Source organism: Gammaproteobacteria bacterium (genome assembly GCA_015709615.1).
GTDB lineage: Bacteria > Pseudomonadota > Gammaproteobacteria > Burkholderiales > Nitrosomonadaceae > Nitrosomonas.
Genome location: CP054179.1, coordinates 106,559 through 132,910 on the forward strand (window position 1 = coordinate 106,559; position 26,352 = coordinate 132,910).

The window sequence follows — 26,352 nt, forward strand, 5'->3', positions numbered from 1 at the left end:
ACTGCCGAATGCTTTGACGTGAGATCGAGCATAAAAAATGCTCGATCTCATAAATCCATTATTCAAACACCCATAATGTCACCATCATCACTCAAATCAATGCGATGCGCAGCCGGATCGTGCGGTAATCCCGGCATCGTGACGATGTCGCCGGTCATGACCAGCAAATAACCTGCTCCTGCGGCAATACGCACCGATTCCACCGGCAGAGGGAATGCCTCGGGGTGGCCGACTTTTGCGGGATCGCTGCTGAGCGACAGATGGGTTTTGGCGATGCACACTGGTAACCGGTCGTAACCTAACGCGCGGATTCGTTCCAGATCTTTCCTAGCCGCCCGGCTGAACTCGACTTCGCTGGCGCCGTAAATAGTGCGGGCAACGGCGGCGATCTTGTCTCCGGGCGAATCGTTTAGATCGTACAAATAACGCACGGGCGGCTGCGGCTGGGTGGTTGCGGCGATCACTGCATGTGCCAGCGCTTCGGCTCCCGCACCTCCGTCGGCGAAGCCGGTGAACAGGGCACTATTTAAACCGAGTCCGGTGCAGTATTGTTCGATGGCGTTCAGTTCAGCATCGGTATCGCCTACGAAGCGATTGATGGCGATGACCGGTTCAAAACCGAAAGCCCGCACGCTTTCCACGTGATGTTCCAAATGCGCCAAGCCGCGCTCGATTTCTTCGATACTGCCGGGGCGGGAAGGATCGCCGCCGCCATGCACCCGCAGCGCCCGCGCGGTGACGACCAGCACCACCGCGCTCGGCCATAACCCGGAACTGCGGCATTTCAGATCGAAAAATTTCTCCGCGCCGAGATCAAAACCGAACCCTGCTTCGGTCACTACCCAATCGGCGCAGGCCGCGGCGGCCTTGGTGGCGATCACGCTGTTGCAGCCGTGCGCGATATTGCCGAAAGGGCCGCCATGCACGAAAGCCGGTACGCCTTCGGTGGTTTGCACCAGATTCGGTAGCATCGCATCGTGCAGCAAAGCCGCCATCGCGCCCGTTGCTTGGAGGCTTTGCGCCGTGACCGGATTGCCGGAACGATCAAATCCAACCAGAACACGCCCCAATCGCGCTTTGAGATCGGCGAGGTCTTCGGCCAGGCAGAGGATGGCCATGACTTCGGACGCCGCGGTAATGTCGAACCCGGTTTCCCGCGGCACGCCGTTGAGCCGCCCGCCCAATCCGATCACCGCTTGGCGCAGCGAACGGTCGTTCATATCCAACACGCGACGCCAGAACACTTGACGATGTTCGAGATCCAATCCGCTACGAAAATGAACGGCGTTGTCGAGCAGGGCGGCGAGCAGGTTGTGCGCCGCACCGACGGCATGTATATCGCCGGTGAAATGCATGTTAATGCGTGTCGACGGCTCAAGCTGACAACGCCCACCGCCAGTCCCGCCGCCTTTAATGCCGAAGATAGGCCCCAAAGACGGCTCGCGCAACGCCAGTGCAACGTGCTGCCCGATGTACGCCATGCCTTGAGCCAACCCAATCGAAACCGTCGTTTTTCCTTCACCCATGCGCGTCGGATTGATCGCAGAAACCAGAATGATTTTACCTTTGGGTTGCGTGCCTTTTTCCGGCAAAACACTCAACCGCAGTTTCGCCATGTGCTCACCGAATTGCATGAGGTTATCCGGTTGCAGGTTAAGCGTTGCGGCGATATCGATGATGGGTTTCATGTTGGAAATCCGGGATCAAGGAAACAAACTATCTTAGCGATGATACAACGTCAATTTCTGATCGGCTGCGGATTGGTATCCAGTAAGTAATGAAAGCCAATCATCTTAAAAAATATTGTCAGGCTCGACAACCGGGTCAGCTATTTCTGAAAAATCTTCATTCAGTGTTGATAAAACCGGAAGTAGCTCCTTCAAGCTCTTTTTTTGGGTCAACTCGATAATCAGTTGATCGCGCCCGTTTCTGAACAGGCTAACTTGTCGTTCGTTATGCATGGTAATCACCAGACCATTCATTGATATTGGCTAACATATGCCTGGATTATTACTGTGTCAAACATGTGCAAAATAGATTGCGTGGAGGGAAAAAACAGTGAGATTGAATTGGTCGCTGTTGTTTAGTAATGACTACAATTAAGGCTACTTCCTAACCAATTACAATTCGTGAAACGTGTTCTGTTTGCGTTTGTAGATCTCTGTATTATGATTCCCGTCTGTAGCAACATTCTTGATCGCTCCATTTCTAATGCTCTGGCTTGCTCAATATCACGCTGTACTTGATCCGATAATTGATTCATTCCTGATAAATAGGCTTCTTTAAAAAGGCGATTCGCATTTCCATATGTAATTCGCTTACTTATTAACTCAGCGCCGATAACATCATATTTATGAAAGGGTCTTAGGAAGTTAAAGCGGGTTTAAACGTAACAATTTAAGAATTTCATGATAGAGATTATCACGGCGATGATTAAAACGAAATTCGGTTTCTTTCAAGTGCAGGTAGAAAGTATGTTCGGGCACACCATTGAACTTGGCCAAACGTCTTTTAGCAAAACTCCAGAAAGACTCGATACCATTAATATGCCGCTCGCCACTGGCAAACTCATTGTCACCATGGTGAACCCTGAAGTGCTTATCAAAGCCGATATCGACCAATCCGTCATAACCACGCCATCCATCGGAATGGATTACGGTATCGGGCGCTACATGCCCACGGATAATGGCTTGCAATGTCGCTTTAGAGCAATCTGGAACAATCTCTGTATAAACTTTTCCTTGGCGTTTAAGCACACCAAAGACTATTGTTTTGCCATAAGCGCCCCGCCCCCTTTTACCCCTGACTCGCTGGACACCAAAGTAAGACTCATCAACTTCTACAGAACCTTGCAGAGGGGATTCAAGTTCGCAATTCTGGGCAATTCGCTGTCGTATTTTAAGATAAATGGTATTGACGGATCGGATAGAAATGCCGGTCAATTGGGCTGTGTCAGTAGCAGTAAAATCCATCGAAAAACATCGAATAAGTTGCCTGAATTTTGCTTCTCTGATTCGAGAACGAAAATAGTATCTGTTTTTAGCATTCATCTCAGAAAGTTAGCACACTTTAGTAAGTGCTTAACTTCCTAAGACCCTTATGAAAAGTAGTTTCAAATGTACCAAGCTTGCCAGGATCATACTTACGAATCACTGAGCGTATTTTTTGTGAACACTCCACTTGCGCATAGAAAAGTGCTTTTATTGCTTTTACTTCATCGTCAGTTGGTACTGCGTCAAGCGACATCATTTCGATTGTAATTTCTGTAACCTCTACTATAGGCAACTTCCCATAAATTGGTTTAATTTCCTTATCACCGAGCGTTCTGTCTGAACACCACTGCTGTGTAGCAGAAATATCTTTCTGAGCCTGCGTAGCGGCGCATCCCTGCAAAAAAGTGATGCTTATAAATACGAGAAATAGCACATGATATTTCGTAATGCATGGTCTCATAACATTTCTCATTTTTTAATAAATTTGAAACTAAATCGAATAAGTCATTGAGAAAATGATTCGCTCTACTAAGCATGTGCAGAAATAACTCGTTCAACAACATTATCCGGTAACGATATGCAAGTAAAAGCCGCCGCCGGGTATAAATAATCTTCTCCCGATTCATCGATGACACGAATTTGCGCATGCTTTTCCGCATCGGCGTCGGGTAGTACTTCGTATAGTTTGCGGATTTCAAGCGATACTTCATAGCCGCGATTGTCAGTACAAATTGCAAATTGATGTTTACTCATGATGTTATATCCCTATAACGTTTGATTTTGAACTCACGCTTGCCGATACCGGCCGCTTCATACCAATGAATCTCGGCTTCCCGGATTGATCCATCATGCAAACGAACCATCGCGTTACCTTTGCGTTTGCGCCAATTGCCCGGGCCATGAATTTTTCGAAGCCGGTTTATCTCCCGGATACCGGAACCGCGAGCAATTGTTTCGGAGTGTTTGATTTCGCCGATAATTTCAAAGTCCATGCGAAATTCTAGCATGGCGAGCTGAAGCTATTCAGTTGTTTGTCGGCGAAATGTAATTCGAACGTATGTTAGTCGAGTTGTTCTCGATGATATTTCAAATGCTCACCAACAAACGTGCTGATAAAGTAATAACTATGGTCGTACCCTTGATGATAGCGCAGCGTCAGTTGCTGGCCGGCATCGCCACAGGCTTGTTCGAGTGCTTCGGGAAAGAGTTGTGTGGTCAGGAATTGATCGTTGAATCCTTGATCGACGAGCAGATCGGGGACGCGGTGACCGGCCTGGAGTAATGCGGTGGCGTCGTAGGGTTGCCAGTTTTGCTGGTTTTCGCCAAGGTAGTGGCTGAAGGCTTTTTGTCCCCACGGGCAACGCATTGGAGCGCAAATCGGCGCGAACGCGGAGACCGAGCGGAACAGGTCGGGGCGGCGTAATGCCAGAGTTAGCGCGCCGTGTCCGCCCATCGAATGACCGGAGATGCCGATGCGGTTTTTGTCTGCGGGAAATTGTTCGATGATGATGTTGCGTAGTTCCTGCGTGATGTAGCTTTCCATGCGGTAATGCTTCGACCACGGTGCTTGTGTTGCGTCGAGGTAAAACCCGGCACCGGCGCCGAAATCCCACGTGTCGGTTTCACCGGGAATGCCAGTCTGACGCGGGCTGGTGTCCATCGTGACCAGCATCAGGCCGAGCTCGGCGGCGTAGCGTTGCGCCCCGGCTTTGATCATGAAGGTTTCTTCGGTGCAGGTCAGTCCGGCGAGGAAAAACACTACCGGTACGGCGTGATCTTTGGCTTGCGGTGGTTGATACACGGAGAAGCGCATCGGCAGGCCGATCACCGTGGATGGATGCTGATAATAGCCTTGAATGCCGCCAAAACAGTGATGCAGGTTGCGGGTTTCGAGTGTCGTCACGATCAGTAAATCACCACGGAGCGGATCGATTCACCGGCTTTCATCAGGCGGAAACCTTCGTTGATGTTGTCCAGCGTCAGCGTGTGCGTGATCAGCGAGTCGATGTCGATTTTGCCTTCCATGTACCAGTCAACGATTTTCGGCACATCGGTGCGACCGCGTGCGCCGCCGAATGCGGAGCCTTCCCATTTGCGCCCCGTAACCAATTGGAACGGCCGGGTACTGATTTCCGCACCGGCTTCGGCGACACCGATGATGATGCTGCGTCCCCAACCCTTATGTGTGCATTCCAATGCCTGGCGCATGACTTTGGTGCTGCCGATGCATTCAAAACTGTAATCCGCGCCGCCGTCGGTCAGTTGCACCACGGCGTCGACGATGTTTGGCACATCGTTCGGGTTGATGAAATGCGTCATGCCGAATTTGCGCGCCATCGCTTCGCGTTCGGGGTTGATGTCGATGCCGATGATTTTGTCTGCACCGACCATGCGCGCGCCTTGAATCACGTTCAAACCGATGCCGCCCAGACCGAACACTGCGACATTCGCGCCAGCCTCTACCTTTGCGGTGTAGATCACCGCGCCGATGCCGGTGGTGACACCGCAACCGATGTAACACACTTTATCGAATGGCGCATCTTCGCGGATTTTCGCCAGTGCGATCTCGGGAACGACGGTGTAATTGGAGAAGGTCGACGTGCCCATGTAATGAAACAGTGGTTTGCCGTCGATGGAAAAACGCGAGGTACTGTCCGGCATCAACCCTTTGCCTTGGGTGTTGCGGATGGCCTGGCATAAATTGGTCTTTTTCGACAGACAGAATTTACATTCGCGGCATTCCGGCGTGTACAGCGGAATGACGTGGTCGCCCTTGCGCAGCGATTTGACGTTAGGGCCGACATCGACGACCACGCCCGCACCTTCATGACCGAGAATGGCCGGAAACAAGCCTTCCGGATCGGCGCCGGACAAGGTGTAATAATCGGTGTGGCAAATGCCGGTGGCTTTGATCTCGACCAGCACTTCACCGGATTTCGGGCCTTCCAGATCGATTTCTTCGACGGTTAATGGTTCGCCTGCTTTCCAGGCGACGGCAGCTTTTGTTTTCATGAGGGATTCCTGTTTATGATAATGGTTTCGTGCAAATGCTTGAGCAAACCCTGGCTGGCTTCTTCCACCATGTCCAGTACCAATTCGAAGCCTTGATGACCGCCGAAGTAGGGGTCGGGCACTTCGGTATCCGCCTCGGCGCTGGGCGCGTATTGCATGAAAAGCTGGATTTTGTTGACATGCTGCCGTGGGCTGCGCTGTAGCAGCAGTGTCAGATTTTCCTTGTCCATTGCCAGAATATAGTCAAATTCCTCGAAATCATTCGATTCCACTGCACGAGCGCGCAGCTCGTGCATCCGGTAGCCGCGCCGCAGTGCCGTGCTTTGCGCGCGGTGATCGGGCGGATCGCCGATGTGATATGCATGCGTACCGGCGGAATCCACTTCGATTATATGATCGACCCCAGCTTCTTTGACATGATGACGGAAAACCGCATCGGCGGTCGGAGAACGGCAAATATTGCCCATGCAGACGAAAAGTACTTTTATTTTTTTATCTTTGTTCATAGCCCATCTATTTAAATCGGAGTTCAAAAGCAGTGCAGAAGATTAACACGACACCGGACAAAACGAAATTCGTGTGTACCGTGAACAGTGACTTTTAAGCGATATATCGCATTTGAGTTAATAAAAAATAGCTCAGACAATTCCTACAATTTGCCGTTAATCAAAAAAATTCGCGGTATGGGATTTGCCGGTATTCTTAAGGAAAATCGTAATCCCAAAATAATGAATTGTAATTACCAAGTTAACTGGATGAGGAGTATTGAAATGTCATTAAAAAAATCGATTAAAGAGTTTGCGACCCATTTGGGTGATAAGGAATCATTGTTGGATACGAATTACAAACGAGTTGCGGAAATGATTCAATTGCATTGGGGATACAAGGAGTTTTATCAGTATATTAGTAAACTGCTGGTTGTTGAAAGAGACAAAGGCAGGCAAGGATTTCCGTTGGAAGTACTAAAAGAGATCTATATGTTGCAGGAAATACATCAAAAAGAATTCCCCAACCTGAAGCCTTTAATGGGTGATGGCTTGGCATCCTCGCGAGCGCGAAACAACAGCACCATGCTGATATAGTAATTTCTAACGAGCAGAGTAAAGCAGATAAGGTTTGACGGTAATACTTAAAATTTCTGCTAACCGGGATTGATGCCAGCCGCAGCGGTTGAAATTCAGCGGTTACTTGTGAATATTCACCTGCGTTCCGGCAGCAACCCAATCGAACAACTCCAGTAATTCGCTGTTACGCATGCGGATACACCCGATCGAACCGGGCTTGCCCATTTCCACGCTATCCGGCGTGCCGTGAATGTAAATATAGCGGCGCATGGTATCGACCGAGCCGAAGCGATTGAATCCCGGCTCACAGCCGCACAACCACAGAATGCGCGTCAAAATCCAATCCCGCTTGGGAAATTGCTGCGCCAGTTCCGGCGTATAAATCTCGCCGGTAGGGCGCCGTTTGATAAAAACTGTATTGACCGGCTGACCGGCGCCGATCTTGGCGCGGATGATGTGTTTCCCGAGCGGCGTGCAAAAACTGCCGTTTTCCTGCCCGGTGCCGTTTTTGGCTGACGAAATCCGGTATTGCCGGATGATTCTCCCGTCATCGTCCAATAAATCCAGTTGCTGGGTTGCGATGGTAATGTCAATTTTCATGGTTGCTCCGCCCGGTTGCTTTGCGTCTTTGCGCAAAAAACTGTTTCAATAGCGCGCTGGCTTCCGGCGCCATAATACCGGCCGCCACCTGTAAATGATGGTTCAGCCGCGTTTCCGCCGGAAGATCGATGACGCTGCCGCACGCGCCGGTTTTCGGGTCGGCCGCCGCATACACCAGGCGTTGAATGCGTGCGTGAAAAATCGCGCCGATGCACATTACGCACGGCTCCAATGTCACATACAAGGTGCAATCCAGCAAACGGTAATTGGACAAATGCACCCCGGCTGCGCGTATGGCCATGATTTCGGCATGCGCGCTGGGATCGGCGGCGGAAATCGGGCAGTTATAACCGCGCCCGATGATGACACCATCGCGCACCACCACCGCGCCGACTGGTACCTCGCCGCAATCCTGCGCCTGCTGCGCAAGCTGTAATGCGGTTTGCATGAAATAAGCATCGCTCCCGGTTTTCAAATCAGCCTCGGTTTCGTGCGCGATGACCGGCATTGTATGATCCTTTCTCTTCACAGTTTTTATGCTACATTGCATCCCGTTTTGATCGAATATGCTGTTTTCCCGGTTGCATCAACATCACATTTTACTTTCTAACCCATACCTATGATCGTCCAAGCACAAGCGCAACTTCATACCATCCGAGATCTTTTACGTTTTGCCGTCAGCCAGTTTAACAAAGCTGGTCTGCATTTTGGCCACGGCTCCGCCACGGCTTACGACGAAGCGGCGTATCTTATTCTGAAAACCCTCTATTTGCCACTGGATCAACTGGAACCGTTTCTGGATGCGCGCGTGACCGAAACTGAATGCAAACAGGTGCTGGAAATCATCGAGCGCCGCGTCAAAGACCGCATTCCCGCAGCTTACCTGACGCACGAAGCGTGGCTCGGCGATTTCAGTTTTTATGTCGACGAACGCGTCATCATTCCGCGCTCGTTCATCGCCGAATTGCTGCAAACGCAACTGGCACCGTGGATTACCGATCCCGATCACATCACTGCGGCGCTCGATCTTTGCACCGGCTCCGGTTGTCTGGCCATCCTAATGGCGCACGCGTTTGAAAATGCAGACATCGACGCCGCCGACATTTCCGCGCAGGCACTCGCCGTCGCCCAAAAGAATGTGCAGGATTACGGCCTGCAAGACCGCATCGGCCTGGTCGAATCCGATCTGTTCTCAGCGTTGCAAGGAAAACGCTACGATCTGATCATCAGCAACCCGCCGTACGTCAACGCCGAATCGATGGAGCGCCTACCGCAGGAATACCGCCACGAGCCGCAAAACGCATTGGCCAGCGGCGACGATGGTCTGGAAGCAACCCGCCAAATCCTGCAACAAGCCGCGCGGCATTTAACCGATGACGGCATTCTGATCGTCGAAATCGGCCACAACCGCGATGCGCTGGAACGAGCGTTTCCGCAATTACCATTTACTTGGCTGGAAACCAGCGGCGGGGATGAATTTGTGTTTTTGTTGCAGCGGGAGGAGTTGCCGAATAGCTAGCCGCACAACCTCATGACTATGTTTGCTCAAAACAGTATCAGATATGGAGCAACTATACATGTACCAATGATTAATGTTATTTCTGGTCAATATATAGCGTCATTCCAGAAATTTGTCATCTAATGGGGAATTATTCTGATGTTTAGAGGTTTATTGAAAATGCTTAGTGAATGGTTAGAAGCAAGAGCCTTCGAATCGGAGTTGAAACGCCAGCTAGCACATGACGATTGGTTACGCCAAACCTATATCTCAATTAATTTGTATTTGAATAATGACGAATGTGCAAAGGATAATCTTGCATCGCACGTTATCCAGACTCAGATGACGAATGAATTTCGACGCAACGTTTCGCGAATAGCAGGCTTGCGTCTCTTGGAAATTTCAAAATCAAGAAATAAAATTTTAGAATGTCGATCATGGATCATCGATATGATTGGAGAATATGCATCGCTGCGAGCCTTGTACACTCAAGCAGCTACCTATGCATCTGAGGTTGCAAGTGGTATTCGTCATGAATCTACAGATGGGCTTTTTGAGTCATTTTATATCTATGCGCCCAAGGTTTATCCTCAGTATTTTCCAAGTAAGGTCTATCAAGGCACAGAGCAGAATAATGAAGAACTTCGGCATCTGAGCATTGCATATCAGTTTTGGATAGATATTGGAAATATCGCTAGAATTGGCTTGAATGATCATGGTGACTGGTTTCGAAAGTATTTTTGTATCTGCGTTGCGATTGCCGAGGCAAATCTAAAGCCAGATAAAGGGTATCTAGTGGCAATTCTATCTGATGAGCGCGAAGTCCTACGACAAGAGCTGCTGTTTGAACATCGTCGTGTATAGTATTAACAATTAACTATGTTTCTTCGAATCAGACACTTTGCACCCGCTCGATTATTTTGTCGTTAGCTGTCAGAATATACTTTATGCGCAATGAACAATCGAAAGGCTCTTGTGAAATAGAGATTTTCTCGAAATTCGTTATAGAGGGAAATTTTCCCTATGACCTAGGTACAGTCGAAAAGTGTTCACCGCCTGAGCCCGATATCATCTGTACTCATCAAGTCGCTGGGATAGTAGCATTTGAGCTTGTCGAAATCTGCGATCCAAAGCTTGCTGAGTTCAACGCTACAATTGAAGTGGGAGGTGTGTATTACATGCGCATAGCTGATCCAACAACTAAAATCATAAAAAAGAAACTTAGTCGAACGTATGAAACGCGATATCCAATAGAGCTTCTTTGTTATACAGAAGGTCGAGTTGGTACTCCTGCAAGTATTATCGCTAAAACAATTTTTGCTAGCATTCAATCCCACGCGCATCCGTTTCATCGAGTCTGGTTTTTTAGTGGCGGTGTGGCAAGTGAGGTGTGGAGCAGGTAGGTAGAGATGAATTTGTGCGTTCAACAAACATCCTATTGTGTTTATCTGGCAAGCTTAGAGTGATCGGCACAACTGATTAAACCCGTGCCAACAAATGCACTTCATCCAGCAACTCACCAAGACTAGCCTCAGCAATTTTTAAATCATAAGCAGTTTGCAGATTGAGTCAATATTGCGGCGATTGATTTAACGCGCGTCCGATGAATAAAGCCAGTTCTGCCGTGACCGGGCGGGTTCCTTTGACAATATGCGAAATGCGCATGGCTGAAACGCTGATGGCACGCGCGAATTCAGCCTGGGGAATATTCAGTTCCGTTAAGGTTTCGCTCAAATATTCACCCGGATGAATGGTGGGTAATCCTTGCTTGATCATGATCATTTTCCTTAACTGAGATTTACAAATCACCCAATCAAACTCAACAATCGCCGCGTTTCTTTCTCATCCAATTCCAGCCACTGTCCGCGTTTGATGCGCGGCGGCAGGTTGAGCGGGCCGAAGCGTACACGCATCAGGCGGCTGACGGTGATGCCGATGGCTTCGAACATGCGCCGCACTTCGCGGTTTTTGCCTTCTTTCAGGATGATGCGGTACCAGTGATTGGCGCCTTCGCCACCCTGATCGGCGAGATAGGTAAACGCCGCTTGGCCGTCTTCAAGTTGAACGCCGGTGGTGAGTTGCTTCATTTGTTCTTCGGTCAGTTCGCCGAGTATGCGCACGGCGTATTCGCGTTCCATTTCAAAGCGTGGGTGCATCAGGCGGTTGGCCAATGTGCCGTCGTTGGTGAAAATCAGCAGTCCGCTGGTGTTGAAATCCAGCCGCCCGATGGCGATCCATTTGGACGAGCGCAGGTGCGGCAGTTTGTCGAAAACGGAAGGGCGCCCTTCCGGGTCGTGACGGCTGACGATTTCACCTTCCGGTTTGTGATACAGCAGCACTTTGGGCAATTCCTCTTCATGCACGCGGATCACGCGCCGGCCGATGCGAATCACATCCCCCGGCCCAGCGCGGTCGCCGAGTGTGGCGGTTTTGCCGTTGACGCTGACTTCACCACTGGCGATGAGCGTTTCCATTTCGCGCCGCGAACCCAATCCCTTGTGCGCCAGCAGCTTTTGCAGTTTGAAAGTGGCCGATGGCGGGGTAGGGGTGGTGGCGGGTGCGGTTTTTGCCGCATCGCGCTGAACGGTGGGTGCTTTTTTCTTTGCCGGTGGTCTGATCGGCCTGTTTACTTTCATGACGGTTTAACCTTGGGAGTTGTGCTGACTAAAAATGACGATTTGCTGAAACGAGAGATGGGCGATTTTAAACCATCCGCTGCCCGGTCATGAATTTATCTATCGATAATAGCGCCGGGCGTGGCGTTACGGAAACAGATTATCGCCTGCGGGCGGTAGCTCCCGCTTGTCAGAAGCTCAGATTATCGGCTGCCAGACCGGTGCCGTCGTTATGCGTCACGACCCCTAACACCCGTAAGTCCGTTGCAACAATCGTATCATCGCCGCCCGACCCGGCTGTGTACAATACCAGCGCGGTTTGCGTCGTTGAGAAATTCATGATGAACAAATGCTCTTGACCGGTGGCAATACCGGAAAAATCGATTTCTTCCCCCAATTCAGCCGTCAGACTGGCCAATCCGGGCGTCGTGAAAGCGGCCAGTGCAATTTCAACTTCGCTGTCGGACAGCACCGTCGCTTCCTGATTGGCGCCGCCAACAATAGCTTGATTTCCCAAGTCTGCGCCGTCACTGGCCGAATAATCCAGCGTGCCGTCACCATCGTCGTCGAGCGCGGTTTTTAATGCACTGCCGATTTGAATCAAGTCGTCGGTAGCATCGTTCGCATTGGCGTCGAATTGGGTAATAGTGTCTGCTCCGCTGCTGGCACCGGCTGCGGCGCCATCCGAGGTTGCGTTGTAGATGACGGTTTGGCGGGTATTGTCGTTGGTGCTGCTGCCCAGAGTGATCGTATCCGCGCCGGCGTTGCCGGTGATGCTGTCACTGCCCGCGCCGCCGGTAATGCCGTCATTGCCCGCGCCACCGCTGAGCGTGTCGTTTCCGGTACCGCCGGCGAGCGTATCGTTGCCTGCGCCGCCGGTGATACTGTCATTGCCGGTGCCGCCGGTGATGTTAAAAGAGCCGTCCGTTTCAGCGCTGCCGGTAAAAGTTAGCGCGTCGGAGTTGGCGGCGTTGGACAACGTCAAGGTGGTGCTTGCCGCGACCAGCATATCCTTGGTTGTGATGGTGACCGCCGTGTTGGTATTGGCGAGTGTAATGGCTTCGATATTTTTAACGTTGTCAAAATCATTGGATGCCGTAAAGGCGGTGTTGCCGGTCAAAGCGACCGTATCCGTTCCACCGCCGCCATCCACGATATCCGCGCTGGTAAGGCCAGTGACGGCGGCAAACGTGAAAGTGTCATTACCGGAGCCGCCGGTCAGCGTATCGTCGCCCAAGCCTGCCGTGATATTGTTGTTCCCCGCGCCGCCGTCCAAGGTGTCGTTGCCTGCGCCGCCCTTGATCGTATCCGCTGCGTTGCCGCCGGTGATGAAGAAAGCGCTGTCTGTTTCCGCGCTGCCGTCGAACGTCAGGATGCCGCTGGTCAGCGTTGTCGCTTGCAGTGTCAGCGTGGCACCCGCAGCAACCAGCGCATCCTTGGCGATAATCGCGACTGCTGTCGTGGTGTTGGCCACGGTGATCATTTCGATATTACTGACATTGTCAAAATTGGTTGCTGCAACCGCCGTGGTGCCGGTCAGCGCGACAGTATCGACGCCGCTGCCGCCATCCACGGTATCCGCGCTGGTCAGGCCGCTACCGGCGGCAAACGTGATGGTGTCGTCACCGCCGCCGCTGCCGATGTTATCCGTGCCGGTGCCGCATGTGATGCTGTCGGCGTCGCCGCCGCCGGTAATGGTGTCGCTGGAAGCGCCGCTGCTGGTGATAGTGAACGCGCCATCGGTTTCCGCCGCGCCGTTAAAAGTAAGTCCGCCGGTGGTCGACGTGGACAACGTCAGCGTGGCGCCCGCGGCGACCAAAGTATCCTTGGTGGTGATCGTGACAGCTGTAGTGGTGTTGGCGAGTGTTATGGTTTCGATGTTGCTGACATGGTCGAAGTCGGTTGACGCAGTGAAAGCCGTATTGCCGGTCAACGCGACCGTGTCCGTTCCGCTGCCACCGTCGATCGTATCGCCGCTGGTTAAACCGGAAACCGCCGCCAGCGTGAACGTGTCGTTACCGGAATCTCCCGCCAAGGTATCGCTGCCCAAGCCGGCGGTGATGCTGTCGTTACCGTTGCCGCCGGTGAGAGTGTCGTTTCCCGAACCGCCGGTAATCGTGTCGTTACCGGTGCCACCCGTGATATTGAATGTGCCGTTGGTTTCCGCTGCGCCGTTAAATGTCAGCACACCGGCATTCGCGGCATTCGATAACGTCAAGGTTGCGCCCGCTGCGACCAGGTTATTCACCGTCGTAATGGCGACTGCGGTATTCACCATGTCGGGCAGTGTAATGGCTTCGATATTGCTGACATTATTGAACTGAGCGGCAGTAACCGCCGTGGTGCCGGTCAGCGTGACCGTGTCGGTGCCTGCGCCGCCGTTTACCGTGTCGGTCGTCAAACCGGTACCCGCAACAAAAGTGAAAGTATCGTCTCCAGCGCCGCCGGTAATGTTGTCGACGCCCGTACCGCCGGTAATTTTGAAACTGCCGTTGGTTTCCGCGCTGCCGTTAAAGGTCAAGATGCCGGAATTGGCGGCATTCGATAGCGTTAAGGTTGCACCCGCGGCAACTAAAGTATCCTGCGTTGTGATGGCGACAGCCGTGCTGGTGTTGGCCATTGTGATGGCTTCGATGTTTTTAACGTTATTGAAATTGGTGGCCGCCACCGCCGTGTTGCCGGTCAGCGCCACCGTATCCGTTCCAGCGTCGCCGTCGACCGTGTCCGCGCTGGTGAGGCCGGTGCCTGCGGCAAATGTAAACGTATCGTCGCCCGCGCCGGTCGTGATGCTGCTGGTTCCCGTGCCTGTGGTGATATTGAATTTGCCGGTTGTGCCCGTAATCGCACCGGTTAACGTTGACCCAGTAAAGCCCGTAACCGTTACGGTATCGCCATCGACAACACCCGTGACCGCGAGATTGGGCGCGCCTGCTGTGATGGCAATGCCGTCGTCAACCGAATTGTCGGTTACGGCAACACCGATCGTGCCGCTGGTTGGATTTGAAACCGTCAGATTGCCGGTTAAATTCGTAATATTGACGGTGCCTGCCGCGCCGCCGCCCGAAGTGATCGTCAGTGCGGTATTGTTGGGCAAGGCAGCGGCATCGATGCTCACGGTATCGGATGCCGCACCGGCGGCTACATTCACGGATGCGGCGGCCGATCCGGTGGCGATGCTGATGCCGTTATCGCCTGCATTGGCTGTCGTTACCGTCAGCGTTCCGCTCAAATTTGCCGCGGCAATATCGCCAACCAAGTTATTCACCACCAATGCCGAGGCGCTGGCCGCTGCCAGTGTCAGCGCGGTATTTTGCGCCAGTGCCGCGACATTGACGGTCACGGTGTCGCTGGCGTTGTTCGCAATCAGGTTCAGCGCGGCGGAGCCGGTGGTCACGGTGCGTGCGTTGGTTGTGTCGTCGCCCAGCTCATAAGTTTCGATATTGGCCAAGATGGTTACCGCACCATCGCCGGTGATGGTGATTTTTTCACTGCCTGGAGCCGTGATGGCGCCGGTGAAGCTTTGATTTTGTGATGCCGTGAGCGTGACCGCCGCCCCCGAGGCCAAAGTTAGCGCTTCGACATTGGTGATCGTAGCGCTACTGATATTGGCGCCTGTTGCCAAGCTGAGGATGTCGTCCACTGTGCCGTCGCCGGAAATCGTCCCGGTATAGCTCAATGCATCAAGGTTAAACGTAATGGCATCGGATGCCGAATTTGCCGTGACGCTGGTACCGGTGCTGGTAACGGTTACCGCGCGCGCATTGGTGGAGTCGTCCGCAATCACATAATTTTCCACATTCGCCAGCGTTGTAATAGCGCCATCGCCCGTGACGGTGATTTTTTCACCGTTCGCACCTGTACCCGGTGCCGTAATGGTGCCGGTGAAGAGTTGATTTTGCGAAGCAGACATCGTGACGTCGTGCGTTCCCGTCACGCCCGTCGCATCAAAGGTCAGATTGGGGAAGTTAAGCACAATGGCGGCGGCGATACTGGAGCCATCCTGCACACTCAACGTATTGTTACCGGCGTTGCCGTCCAATATGACCGCTGTCATTGCCAGAGGTGTCCACGCTGCCGCTGTCGAAATGGACAGCACATCGTTCGCCATAGTGCCGGAAAACGGTGTGGTGTTGGTCGGCAAATAGGAAAAAACGGTGACCGGGGGTGCGGAGCCGCCGCCTCCGCTTATTGGCGGCGGCGCGGGGAGCGGATCGGACAGTCCATCGCCGTCCACATCGCCGACGGCAGGCCCGGCGGCTGCGATTGCGCCGGTTAAAGCCGATCCCGTTGTGCCGGTTACCGTGTCCCGCACATTACCCGCCGCGGCGCCCGATTGCATTGCCGCTGCGATGTTTTCAGCGACAATCTGTACGGCTGCGATATTGGCGAGTACGGTTGACCTATCCGAGCTGCTTGCGGCTGCATCAACGATGGCTTGGTTTAAATTGGCAATCGCTTGTGACGCGTCGGCCAATAACGCGCCGACTTTGAGCAATGCGGCATGATCGGTGCTGGCGCTCAATGCGGCATCCTGAATGAGCCGGGAAATAACGCTGCTGTCTGCCAAATTCACTGGGTTTGTTTGGCTGGCAAGCGAAGCGGCCAATGTTTCATAAGCGAGGTCAATAGCGGCAGCTTCACCCGCCACAACGCCCACGCCATTGAATAAAGCCGCTAGTTGCTTGACAAGTAATCCGGTTTGCGTTGCCGCGACATGCACCGCCAAGGCGATGCCGGTCGCGGTTGCGCTGCTGTCCGTGCGGATGGTTTCTTGAATCGGGTCGAAGTGCAGCAGGTCGATATCCTTATCCAGACCCAAGGATGACAACACGTGTGCATTTGCTTCAGCGATATTGCCACCGTTTTGCGCTATTTTATCGATCAACGTGGTCAGCGGATTGACCACGGTTGAGCCGGGTGGTGCTGTCATCATGCCGGCAAAAGGTTTACCGGTAGCGATATCGATCCCGCCGGATGCGATCAAGTGACCGAACCCGGCGATCCCCGGCAGTGAGAAGTTGCCTGTTGCATCGGTTATTGCGCCGGATTCTGCGGCATTGCGCACGCCATCTCCGTTCAAGTCGGCCAATACCAGCGCCCCTTTGGCATACCCGTCCATTACTTTTCCACTGATGCCCGCGATCAGCAGCGCTTTAACTAGCAAAACGCTGGCGCTATCCGGAGTGACATGAGCGATCACTTGTTGCAGAACCGGCAAACTGGTGGCTTGTCCGCTTTGCTCGACGGAGTAAAACGAAGCGATTTCGACTTTATTATTGAACTGCGCGGCGGCGGCGCCCCACTGGCTATCGGCCCGATCAACCGATGCCAATGCGGTTGCCGCCCAATGGATGACTTCCCCGCGGTTTGCGCCCGCATTCAGCATGTTCATTATTGCGGAAACGGCCCATGCCTTATTTTCCGAGCTTACCAGGGAATTAACGGTGTTTTCTACAAACCGGCTGGAAAATTCATGATCGGAGAGCGTATCCGGATATAGCGCTTGCTTAAATATTTCCGTTTGCGCTAGGATGTTGGCCAGATCCCTGACGGAACCGGCCGCGTTATCGATAAAAGCGGTAAATTCGCTTAAATAACGTGCCCCTGGCGCTGCTTTGAACATTGCCACAACTGTTTGTATCACCTCCAGTTGCTTGCCATTCATAAGGATTCCTGCAATTTATTCGGTTAGCATTGGGTGCAATGCCGCGCTTTAAACCGGTACCGCCGGATCGGCGGATATGAACCCCGCGCCGTATCAAGAAACGAGTTATTCTACGAAGTAAGAAATGTCCTCAGAAGGGTAGTTTGAATCCCGGCGGCAGACCCATTCCACTGGTCAGAGCCGACATTTTTTCCTGCGTGGTCGTTTCGACTTTGCGCACGGCATCGTTGAAAGCCGCTGCTATCAAGTCTTCCAGCATTTCCTTATCGTCGCCGATCAGGCTGCTGTCGATGCTGACGCGTTTGACGTCATGACGGCAGGTCATCGTGACTTTAACCATACCCGCACCCGATTGGCCTTCCACTTCGATGCTGGCAAGATTTTCCTGCATTTTGCGCATGTTTTCCTGCATCATCTGCGCTTGCTTCATCATGTTGCCGAGGTTACCTTTCATCATTGTTCTCTCCTTTATTTTTCTATGGGTTTTATTGAAGAAACGATCAATTTTGCATCGAACTGCTCGATCAATTCTTGCACCACCGGATCCGTTTCAATCGCTGCGATGGCTTGCGCCTGTTTTTCTTCTTCTTCACGTTGCTGCAATGCCACCGGGGTGAGTCCGGTGATGCTGCCGACGGAAAAATTCAGTGCCACGGGCTTGCCGAAATAAGTGTGCAGCGCCGCTTGAATTTTATCCTGATATTTCTTATCCAGCAGGTGCTTATGCACATCGGGCACGCATAATTCGATTTTTTCCCCAGTCAGGGTTTTGGCTTCGCTGTGTTGCGCCAGCATTTTCGCCATGCCGGTCAGTTTCAGTTGCTGGCTCAATTGCGGCCAATCAAGGGTGGAAGCGGGTGCGGCGGGAGCGGGGGAAGCGGCGGATTGCGCTGTTGCCGTTTGCGGTTTATTTTCCTCAGGACCGGCCGGTGTGAAACTTGCCCGCGCGGTTTGCGGCGGTTGCCGGTTTGCCGTCAAATCATCCGGCATAAACGTCAGCATGCGCAACAAAGTCATGGTGAAACCGGCGTATTCATCGGGCGCCAAGCTCAGATCGCTGCGTCCGTGCAATGCAATCTGGTAAAACAATTGCACGTCATCGGGCGGCAAGGTTTTTGCCAGCGCGAAAATGCGCGCATATTCCGGTGTATCGCCGCTGATCGCTTGCGGCACTGTTTGCGCCAGCGCGATGCGATGCAGCAGAGCGGCCAGTTCTTGCAATGCGGCTTCGAATGAAAGGCACTGCGCCTCCATTTCGTCCGCCAGCGACATGAGCTGTGCGCCATCTTTCCGCGCCAGTGCTTCGAGCAGATCGAACAGATAGCCTTGATCAATGATGCCGAGCATTTCGCGCACACCCGCTTCCTCGATGCTGCCTTCACCGAAGGCGATGGCTTGATCCAATAGACTGAGTGCATCGCGCATGCTGCCTTGTGCGGCGCGAGCGATTAATTGCAACGATACCGCATCGCTGGGGATTTCTTCCTGCGCCAGGATATTTTTGAGATGCCCGGCGATTTGCGCCGGCGGAATTTGCTTCAAATTGAATTGCAGACAGCGCGACAACACCGTGACCGGGATTTTTTGCGGATCGGTGGTCGCCAAGACGAATTTGACATGCTCCGGCGGCTCTTCCAATGTTTTCAGCATGGCGTTGAACGCCGATTTCGACAGCATGTGCACTTCGTCGATGATGTAAATCTTGAAGCGCGCGCTGGTCGGCGCGTATAGCGCATTTTCAAGCAGTTCGCGCATGTTGTCGACTTGCGTGTTGGACGCCGCATCCAGTTCGATCAGATCAATGAAACTGCCGCTATCGATTTGCAGGCACGCCGCGCAAGCGCCGCAGGGGGCGGCGGTTACGCCGGTTTCGCAGTTGAGCGACTTGGCCAGGATGCGGGCGATGGTGGTTTTGCCGACGCCGCGCGTGCCGGTGAACAAATACGCATGGTGCAAGCGGTTTTGTTCAAGCGCATTGGTCAGCGCTCTGACCACATGTTCTTGTCCGGTCAGTTCGGAGAAATTTCTTGGACGCCACTTGCGCGCAAGGACTTGTGTTTGGGACACGTTTTTGATTGGAAAAGCGAATTAGATCCTATTAAGCCAGTGAACAAATCCGGAGAGATCCCAGTTCGTATCGGGTGGCGAGCCCGACCCCCGGCACTCGCAATAAATAGCTGTGGCTGCTTCCTTCCGGACCTGACCAGGTTGGCTATCTTGCAATGCGGGGAGGCCCGCCATAAAAGCAAAAGTTGCGGCAGTATACCAGCAGATGACCGATTACTCCAATTTCAATTGCCGGAGAATGTGTACATGCCGTTAAAATGAAAAAAATTCAAACTCAAATTTGATCCGGCCGTTATGTCATTTTTCTCCTGAGACCCGACTATGTATCATCATCGCGATCTGCTCGACGATTTGAATAAGCCGTTATCGTTGAAAGATAAAATAGTCAGCGCGCACCGCTCGGTGCAGAGCAAGTTTCCGTTCGTTTCACGGATTGCGATTGCGCTGTACGATTCCGATACCAACATACTGAAAACCTACATGGACAGCAGCGGCGGCGACAAACCCTTGGCGCATTATCAAGCGTCGCTGGATAACGCACCGTCGCTAAAGGAAATTCTCGCCAAAGGCTTGCCGAGGGTGGTTAACAATCTGGTGACTTTCGAGAACGGCACGCATGAGCATACGCAACGTATCGGTCGCTCCGGTTACGCTGCGAGTTACACCATGCCGATTTTTCACAGCGGTGAGTTTGTCGGCTTTTTGTTCTTTAATTCGCACCAAGCGGACGTATTCACCGAGAATGTACTGAGCGTGCTCGATGTCTACGGCCACCTGATCGCGCTGATGATCGTCAATGAACTGGCTTCATTGAAAGTCATGAACGCCGCATTGAAAACGACCAGCGGCATTACCCATTTCCGCGATCCCGAAACGGGCAGTCATTTGGATCGCATGTCGCGCTACAGCCGCATCATCGCCGAAGCGCTTGCCGGTCAATATGATCTGGACGATGTGTATATCGAACATATTTTCATGTTTTCGCCGTTGCACGATATCGGCAAGATCGCCATACCGGACAGTATTTTGCTGAAACCGGGGCCGTTGAACGAGGAAGAGCGGTCGGTGATGAATACGCACGCGCGCAAGGGCAGGGAAATGATCGATGATATCGTCATGAATTTCGGCTTCAACAGCATCAATCACATCGACGTGCTGCGCAATATCGCCGAATTTCACCATGAAGCGGTGAACGGCGGCGGCTATCCGGCGGGTAAACGTTATGATGAAATTCCGCTGGAAGCGCGTATTGTCGCGGTAGCCGATGTTTTCGACGCATTGACTTCGCATCGTCCGTATAAGGAAGCCTGGAGCAACGAAAAGGCATTTGCCCTGTTGCAACAACTGGCCGGTGAAAAGCTCGATGCCGATTGTGTCAATGCGCTGATCGAAAATCGCAGTAAAGTGGAGGAAATTCAGCAACAATTCAAGGAAAATAGCTACGGTTGACGGTATTTCCTTCAACATCCGAACCATCCAAGTTTCTTCGTTAAAATCCGTTCGCAGCCAATCGCGTAAATTCGCTAAAATTGACGCTTTTAATTCAAGCTCGGCAATAATGCGATGACTGCCGGTGATTCCGCTCCCATCTTGATCAAGCCCAGTGACGCCAGTGCATGGATATCTTGCATCCGGCGTGTCTGGCTGGATAAACATCGGCCGTCCGTATCGGAACCTGACGCGTTTAACCGGCTGCTCAGCGAGCTCGGACTGGAGCATGAAGCTGTCATGCTGGCCAGACTGGAAAGTCAGTATCCCATCAGCACAGCGGTTTCCTTTGAGCATACGCAAGCCTTGATGCAGCAAGGTGCAGCGGTCATTTATCAGGGCCGCTTGATGGATGAGCGACAAGGTTTGGTGGGATATCCCGATTTCCTGATCCGGCATGATAGCGGTCACTATCAACCGGCGGACGCCAAGCTTTCGTTAAGTGAAAATAAGAAATCGATCCAGATTCAATTGGGGATCTACCGCCGTTTGCTAAGGAATGAATTACCGGCGCTGGTTTTTCTCGGCGACGGCCGGATTGCGCAGCTCGGCGACGAAGTCGAATCGCTGGTCGATGAATTTATTACCGGCATGCGCGCATTGCTGGATTTACCGCAACCGCCCGCAGTTCGCTATAGCCACAGCAAATGCCGCATTTGCCCGCATGCAGCGGCTTGCCGTCCGGAATTTGAAGCCAAGGAGGATATTTCGTTGTTGTACGGTGTGCATGGCCAAGCGGCGGATCATCTCGAAGAAGCGGGAGTTTCGACCATTTCCGAGTTGGCCGTGCAATCGATCGAATCCATTCCCGATGTGCCGCATCTCAAAGGCCATAAACGCAAGCATCGCGCTATTTTGCAAGCGCGCTCGTTTTTAAGCGGAGAAGTGTTTCAACTGAACAAAGCCGTTTTGCCGCGCGGCACTTGGATTCATTTCGATATCGAGGATAATCCGTTGACACCGGATCGCAAGCGCCATGTCTATCTGTGGGGATTCCTGGTGCCGCCGCACGGCAGGGAAAATTTTGAGTACGTCTGGAGCGACGATGAAGTCAGCGATTACCAAGGCTGGTTGGGTTTTTTGCAGCAAATTGACCGCTATCGTGCGCAATATCCCGATTTGGTACTGGCGCATTATTCCAATCACGAAAGAGCCACCATCGGTAAATATGCCGAGCGTTACGGCATGACCCAACACGCCACCGTGACTTGGCTGCTGGGTGCGGACAGTCCGCTGTTCGATATGCAAAATCCGGTTCTGGATTGTCTGGTTTTGCCGCTGCAAGGCTACGGTTTGAAAGATATCTGCAAGCATCCGGGGTTGGTAAATTTTCAATGGGAAAACGCGGAATCCGGATCGCAATGGTCGGTGGTGCAGTTCAACCGTTTCCGCGCGGAAACGAGTTTGGTTGAAAAACAAAAACTGAAAGCCGCCATACTGGGCTACAACCGCGACGACGTGATTGCCACGCGCAGGCTGGAAGTCTGGTTGCGGGAGCATTTTTCCTGAAGATCGTCCGGTTATTCTTCCGTTCTGATGAAATCCCCCGCATAGGTTAAAATACGCTTTTTTCCAATCCACGTTGGATTTACTGCCCAGTGAATTTTCGTGATTGAATCCGGAAGCCAATAAAAAGGAAATGTTATGAAATACCAGACCGATGATTTGCGCATTGTCGGCGTGCATGAACTGACTCCGCCGGTGGAACTGCACCGCGAATATCCGATGACGGAGATTGCGACGGAAACGGTTTATGCCGCGCGGCAAGGCACTCATCGTATTTTGCATGGCGAAGATGACCGTCTGCTGGTCGTGGTCGGTCCTTGCTCGATTCACGATGTCGATGCGGCATTGGAGTATGCGGCACGGCTGAAGCATTTACGCGAAAAATTGAAGCGGCAATTGCATATTGTGATGCGAGTGTATTTCGAAAAACCGCGCACCACGATCGGCTGGAAAGGTTTGATCAACGATCCCGATCTGGACAATAGTTTTCATATCAACAAAGGCTTGCGGACGGCGCGCAGGCTATTGCTGGATCTGAATACGATCGGCATGCCATCGGCTACCGAATATCTGGATTTGATCAGTCCGCAGTATTTGTCCGATTTGATCAGCTGGGCGGCCATCGGCGCGCGCACCACCGAGAATCAGGGGCATCGGGAATTGGCGTCCGGCGTATCCTGTCCGATCGGGTTTAAGAACGGCACGTACGGCAATCTGAATATCGCGATCGACGCGATTGCCGCGGCTTCCCGGCCGCATCATTTCCTGTCGGTCACCAAGGAAGGGCATACCGCAATTTTTGCCACCAAAGGCAATGAAGATTGCCACATCATTCTGCGCGGCGGTAAAAAACCGAATTACGATGCCGCCAGCGTGGCGTCCGCCATCGAAGAACTGGAAAAGGCCAAACTGCCGCCGCATTTGATGATCGATTTCAGTCATGCGAACAGTCACAAGGATTACCGCCGCCAGGCCGAAGTCGCGGTCAACGTGGCCGAGCAGATTGCAAACGGCAATCGCGCGATCTGCGGTGTGATGATCGAAAGCCATTTGGTCGAAGGCAACCAAAAGGCTGACGGCAAGAAGCGTGAGGAATTGGTTTACGGGCAAAGCATTACCGACGGCTGCATCAGTTTCGAGACAACCGAGCGCGTGCTGCACCAGCTTGCCGATGCGGTCGAGAAGCGCGGAAAGAAATAGCTTTCCGGTGATTGCGACCACTTGGTTCACCATCCAAGCGAGTCATTTGCCCAGAACTTTCCGGTTAACGGGTATTGAAATAACGCTGTTTAAGGTACAGGATCGTGGAGAGTAGGGTATGCCTAAAATTCTGGTAACCGGCGCAACCGGTCAAATCGGCGCCGAATTGACACTAGCGTTGCGCGAGCGCCATGGCGCGGATAACGTCATCGCCGCCGGGCATCGCCGTGAACCGTCCGGTCATCTGGCGCATACCGGCCCGTATGTCAGTCTCGACGTGCGCGACGCGGCGGTGCTTGATGCGCTGGTGCCGAAGCAGGGTGTTACCGTCATTTATCATCTCGCCGCATTGCTTTCCGCCGTGGCCGAGGAGCAGCCGTTGCACGCCTGGGATATCAACATGAACGGCCTGCTGAATGTGCTGGAAAGCGCGCGCAAGCATGGTTGCCAGGTATTTTTTCCAAGCTCCATCGCCGCATTCGGTCCCGATACACCGCCATTCGATACGCCGCAGGATACCGTGCAGCATCCGTCGACGATCTATGGGATTACCAAAGTGACGGGCGAACTGCTGTGCGATTACTATCATCGCCGCTACGGCGTCGACGCGCGCGGTGTGCGTTATCCGGGACTGATTTCCAATCAGGTGCTGCCGGGCGGCGGGACGACCGATTATGCCGTGGATATTTTTTATGCCGCGGTGAAACAGCGGCATTACGACTGTTTTCTGCGCGCCGATACACAACTCGACATGATGTACATGCCCGATGCCATCCAGGCGGCGATCCAATTGATGGAAACCGATGCGCGCCGATTGACGCATCGCAACGGTTTCAATGCCACCGCGATGAGTTTCACACCGGCGCAATTGGCGGCGGAAATACAACGGCATTTGCCCGGTTTTACCATCAGCTATGCCATCGATCCGCTGCGTCAGGCGATCGCCGATTCCTGGCCGCGCCATATGGACGATAGCGCTGCCCGCAATGAATGGGGCTGGCAGCCGCAGTACGATTTGGCGGCGATGGTGACCGATATGCTGCGGCATATCACGGTCAAATTACGCAACGAATAACCGGAGGTAATATGTCACTCGCGAAAATCGAATCGCTGTTCCAGGCAAAACTCAATTACTTGCAGCAACAGGGCGTGCGCAAGGGGGACGAGAAAATCGTCACCGGCGTGCTGCCGCCGTCCGCCGGCTCCGGTCCGCGCTACCGGTTGCAGGGCTATGATGGACGCGCATTCTTGCGCATGAACTCAAATTCCTATCTGGGTCTCGCGCGGCATCCGGCGGTGATCGAAGCGGAAACGCGCGCGGTTGAGGAATTCGGCGCCGGTCCCGGCGCGGTGCGTTTTATCAGCGGCACGTACGCGCCGCATGTCGAACTGGAACGGCGGTTGGCGGCGTTTCACGGGCGCGAAGCGGCGATGCTGTTCAGCGCCGCCTATGCGACGATGACCGGCGTGCTGCCGCAGTTGATTTCCGAACAAACGCTGGTGGTCAGCGATGTGCTCAACCACAATTGCATCATCAATGCGATCCGCTTGGCGCATCCCGCCGGGAAGGCGATTTACGCGCATAGCAATATCAGTGAGCTGGAGAATATCCTGAACGCCAACCGTGACCGTTATCAGCGCGTGTGTGTCGTGACCGACGGGATTTTCAGCATGCGCGGCGATCATGCGCCGCTGGCCGAGCTTGATGCTTGTTGCGCCAGGCACCAAGATGACTATCCCGAAGGGATCGTTACCGTCGTGGATGACTCGCACGGCATCGGCGCTTTCGGAAAAACCGGGCGAGGCAGCGAGGAAGTGACCGGCGCTCAAGCGGATATATTGATCGCTACACTCGGTAAGGCATTCGGTGTCAACGGCGGTTACGTTGCCGCCAGCGCTACGACGATTGCCTATTTGCGCGAAACCGCACCGCTGTATATCTATTCCAACCCCATCACACCCGCCGAAGCGGCTGCCGCATTGGCGGCGCTGGATATTCTGGAAAGCGCGGAAGGCTTGCAGTTACTTGAACGACTGCGCGATTTCAGCCGCAGATTACGATCCGGGTTGCAGCAATTAGGCTTCGAGACACTCACCGGGGAGCATCCGATCGTGCCGCTGTTTATTCGCGACACCACCAAAACCGCCGCCTTGGTCGCGCATTTATTCGATCACAACATCCTCGCCACCGGCTTGAACTATCCGGTCGTGCCGCAAGGGGATCAGGAGATCCGCTTGCAGGTTTGCGCCGAACATACCGGTAAGGATTTAGAGTATTTACTCAATGTATTGGCGGATTTCCGCCAGTAGCGGGGATTCGACCGGACTATTTCGCAGCATCCTTGGCTTGATTTTTTATCTCTTCGGTGATTTCTTCTATTTTCCCCTGAGCTTCTTCGGAAGCTTCCTTCGCAGCACTCGTGATATCTTCGATAGCATCGCGCGCTTTCTCGTGAGGGCGCCGGTCCAGCGCATCGTCGACTTTATCCACGACCTTTGCTGCAGTATCCGTTGGTTTTTTTTCACAAGCGGATAAAGTCAATAATGCGATGACGATGATAAAAAAATAGCGTAGTTTCATGTTCATTTCTCTCTTATTGATTGGAATTAAGCGATTCTCGCCTAACTAGTGATTATCTAACCA

25 protein-coding genes, 1 other RNA gene and 1 pseudogene are annotated in these 26,352 nt (G+C 52.9%); 9 read left to right on the forward strand and 18 right to left on the reverse strand.

The window, feature by feature from the left end:
- Positions 1-62: 62 nt before the first annotated feature.
- The 9 genes from HRU77_00530 to HRU77_00570 form a co-directional block, all read right to left on the reverse strand.
- Positions 63-1,688, reverse strand: a complete 1,626-nt coding sequence (locus HRU77_00530) for a formate--tetrahydrofolate ligase (protein ID QOJ19314.1) — start codon at positions 1,686-1,688, stop codon at positions 63-65.
- A 105-nt stretch (positions 1,689-1,793) separates the two neighbouring features.
- Positions 1,794-1,982, reverse strand: a complete 189-nt coding sequence (locus HRU77_00535; protein QOJ19315.1) for a hypothetical protein — start codon at positions 1,980-1,982, stop codon at positions 1,794-1,796.
- A 390-nt stretch (positions 1,983-2,372) separates the two neighbouring features.
- Entirely contained in the window at positions 2,373-3,050 is a 678-nt protein-coding gene (locus tag HRU77_00540) for an IS1595 family transposase (protein ID QOJ19316.1), read from the reverse strand.
- Between the two features lie 19 nt (positions 3,051-3,069).
- The gene (locus HRU77_00545; GenBank protein ID QOJ19317.1) at positions 3,070-3,453 is read right to left on the reverse strand and encodes a hypothetical protein; all 384 of its coding nucleotides are present in this window, start codon (positions 3,451-3,453) and stop codon (positions 3,070-3,072) included.
- Between the two features lie 68 nt (positions 3,454-3,521).
- Positions 3,522-3,746: a hypothetical protein gene (locus HRU77_00550; GenBank protein QOJ19318.1), complete on the reverse strand. Its 225-nt coding sequence runs from the start codon at positions 3,744-3,746 to the stop codon at positions 3,522-3,524.
- The gene (locus HRU77_00555) at positions 3,743-4,000 is read right to left on the reverse strand and encodes a hypothetical protein (protein ID QOJ19319.1); all 258 of its coding nucleotides are present in this window, start codon (positions 3,998-4,000) and stop codon (positions 3,743-3,745) included. Before HRU77_00555 ends, HRU77_00550 begins: the two co-directional genes overlap by 4 nt.
- Positions 4,001-4,053: 53 nt before the next feature.
- On the reverse strand, positions 4,054-4,896 hold the full coding sequence (fghA, locus tag HRU77_00560; protein ID QOJ19320.1) for an S-formylglutathione hydrolase: 843 nt from the start codon (positions 4,894-4,896) through the stop codon (positions 4,054-4,056).
- A 2-nt stretch (positions 4,897-4,898) separates the two neighbouring features.
- Entirely contained in the window at positions 4,899-6,005 is a 1,107-nt protein-coding gene (locus tag HRU77_00565; GenBank protein QOJ19321.1) for an S-(hydroxymethyl)glutathione dehydrogenase/class III alcohol dehydrogenase, read from the reverse strand.
- On the reverse strand, positions 6,002-6,511 hold the full coding sequence (locus tag HRU77_00570) for a low molecular weight phosphotyrosine protein phosphatase (GenBank protein QOJ19322.1): 510 nt from the start codon (positions 6,509-6,511) through the stop codon (positions 6,002-6,004). The genes HRU77_00565 and HRU77_00570 overlap by 4 nt, the downstream gene beginning before the upstream one ends.
- A 264-nt stretch (positions 6,512-6,775) precedes the next feature.
- Between HRU77_00570 and HRU77_00575 the strand changes: the two genes are divergently transcribed.
- Positions 6,776-7,087: a hypothetical protein gene (locus tag HRU77_00575; protein ID QOJ19323.1), complete on the forward strand. Its 312-nt coding sequence runs from the start codon at positions 6,776-6,778 to the stop codon at positions 7,085-7,087.
- Between the two features lie 102 nt (positions 7,088-7,189).
- Here HRU77_00575 and HRU77_00580 read toward each other — a convergent pair whose 3' ends face one another.
- A complete protein-coding gene (locus HRU77_00580; protein QOJ19324.1) occupies positions 7,190-7,669 on the reverse strand; it encodes a L,D-transpeptidase in 480 nt (159 codons plus the stop codon).
- Positions 7,659-8,177, reverse strand: a complete 519-nt coding sequence (gene tadA, locus HRU77_00585; GenBank protein ID QOJ19325.1) for a tRNA adenosine(34) deaminase TadA — start codon at positions 8,175-8,177, stop codon at positions 7,659-7,661. Before tadA ends, HRU77_00580 begins: the two co-directional genes overlap by 11 nt.
- A 111-nt stretch (positions 8,178-8,288) precedes the next feature.
- Between tadA and prmB the strand changes: the two genes are divergently transcribed.
- The 3 genes from prmB to HRU77_00600 all read left to right on the forward strand — a co-directional run bounded on the left by prmB (position 8,289) and on the right by HRU77_00600 (position 10,570).
- Positions 8,289-9,188 (forward strand): 50S ribosomal protein L3 N(5)-glutamine methyltransferase, encoded by a 900-nt coding sequence (gene prmB, locus HRU77_00590; GenBank protein QOJ19326.1) that lies wholly within the window; start codon positions 8,289-8,291, stop codon positions 9,186-9,188.
- Between the two features lie 138 nt (positions 9,189-9,326).
- A complete protein-coding gene (locus HRU77_00595) occupies positions 9,327-10,031 on the forward strand; it encodes a hypothetical protein (GenBank protein QOJ19327.1) in 705 nt (234 codons plus the stop codon).
- Positions 10,032-10,114: 83 nt separating this feature from the next.
- Complete coding sequence (locus HRU77_00600) at positions 10,115-10,570, forward strand: hypothetical protein (GenBank protein ID QOJ19328.1); 456 nt, start codon at positions 10,115-10,117, stop codon at positions 10,568-10,570.
- Positions 10,571-10,646: 76 nt separating this feature from the next.
- Here HRU77_00600 and HRU77_00605 read toward each other — a convergent pair.
- The 6 genes and pseudogenes from HRU77_00605 to ffs all read right to left on the reverse strand — a co-directional run bounded on the left by HRU77_00605 (position 10,647) and on the right by ffs (position 19,686).
- A pseudogene (locus tag HRU77_00605) lies at positions 10,647-10,943 on the reverse strand (HigA family addiction module antidote protein).
- Between the two features lie 29 nt (positions 10,944-10,972).
- Positions 10,973-11,803, reverse strand: coding sequence for a pseudouridine synthase (locus HRU77_00610; GenBank protein ID QOJ19329.1), 831 nt, complete (start codon positions 11,801-11,803; stop codon positions 10,973-10,975).
- A gap of 169 nt (positions 11,804-11,972) precedes the next feature.
- The gene (locus tag HRU77_00615) at positions 11,973-17,447 is read right to left on the reverse strand and encodes a calcium-binding protein (protein ID QOJ19330.1); all 5,475 of its coding nucleotides are present in this window, start codon (positions 17,445-17,447) and stop codon (positions 11,973-11,975) included.
- A 130-nt stretch (positions 17,448-17,577) separates the two neighbouring features.
- The gene (locus HRU77_00620; GenBank protein ID QOJ19331.1) at positions 17,578-17,904 is read right to left on the reverse strand and encodes a YbaB/EbfC family nucleoid-associated protein; all 327 of its coding nucleotides are present in this window, start codon (positions 17,902-17,904) and stop codon (positions 17,578-17,580) included.
- An 11-nt stretch (positions 17,905-17,915) separates the two neighbouring features.
- Complete coding sequence (gene dnaX / locus HRU77_00625; GenBank protein ID QOJ19332.1) at positions 17,916-19,514, reverse strand: DNA polymerase III subunit gamma/tau; 1,599 nt, start codon at positions 19,512-19,514, stop codon at positions 17,916-17,918.
- Between the two features lie 73 nt (positions 19,515-19,587).
- Positions 19,588-19,686, reverse strand: an RNA gene (ffs, locus tag HRU77_00630) — signal recognition particle sRNA small type.
- A 149-nt stretch (positions 19,687-19,835) separates the two neighbouring features.
- On the opposite strand from ffs, the gene HRU77_00635 reads away from it, so the two are divergent.
- The 5 genes from HRU77_00635 to HRU77_00655 all read left to right on the forward strand — a co-directional run bounded on the left by HRU77_00635 (position 19,836) and on the right by HRU77_00655 (position 26,018).
- Entirely contained in the window at positions 19,836-20,963 is a 1,128-nt protein-coding gene (locus tag HRU77_00635) for an HD domain-containing protein (protein QOJ19333.1), read from the forward strand.
- Between the two features lie 114 nt (positions 20,964-21,077).
- A complete protein-coding gene (locus HRU77_00640; protein QOJ19334.1) occupies positions 21,078-22,511 on the forward strand; it encodes a TM0106 family RecB-like putative nuclease in 1,434 nt (477 codons plus the stop codon).
- Between the two features lie 135 nt (positions 22,512-22,646).
- The gene (gene aroG / locus HRU77_00645) at positions 22,647-23,708 is read left to right on the forward strand and encodes a 3-deoxy-7-phosphoheptulonate synthase AroG (GenBank protein ID QOJ19335.1); all 1,062 of its coding nucleotides are present in this window, start codon (positions 22,647-22,649) and stop codon (positions 23,706-23,708) included.
- 118 nt (positions 23,709-23,826) lie between these two features.
- Positions 23,827-24,783 carry an NAD-dependent epimerase/dehydratase family protein gene (locus HRU77_00650; protein ID QOJ19336.1) on the forward strand — a complete coding sequence of 319 codons (957 nt, stop codon included), beginning with the start codon at positions 23,827-23,829 and terminating at the stop codon, positions 24,781-24,783.
- A gap of 11 nt (positions 24,784-24,794) precedes the next feature.
- Positions 24,795-26,018, forward strand: a complete 1,224-nt coding sequence (locus tag HRU77_00655; GenBank protein QOJ19337.1) for an aminotransferase class I/II-fold pyridoxal phosphate-dependent enzyme — start codon at positions 24,795-24,797, stop codon at positions 26,016-26,018.
- Between the two features lie 16 nt (positions 26,019-26,034).
- Here the strand turns inward: HRU77_00655 and HRU77_00660 are convergent, their stop codons facing one another.
- Entirely contained in the window at positions 26,035-26,289 is a 255-nt protein-coding gene (locus HRU77_00660; protein ID QOJ19338.1) for a hypothetical protein, read from the reverse strand.
- Positions 26,290-26,352: the final 63 nt, after the last annotated feature.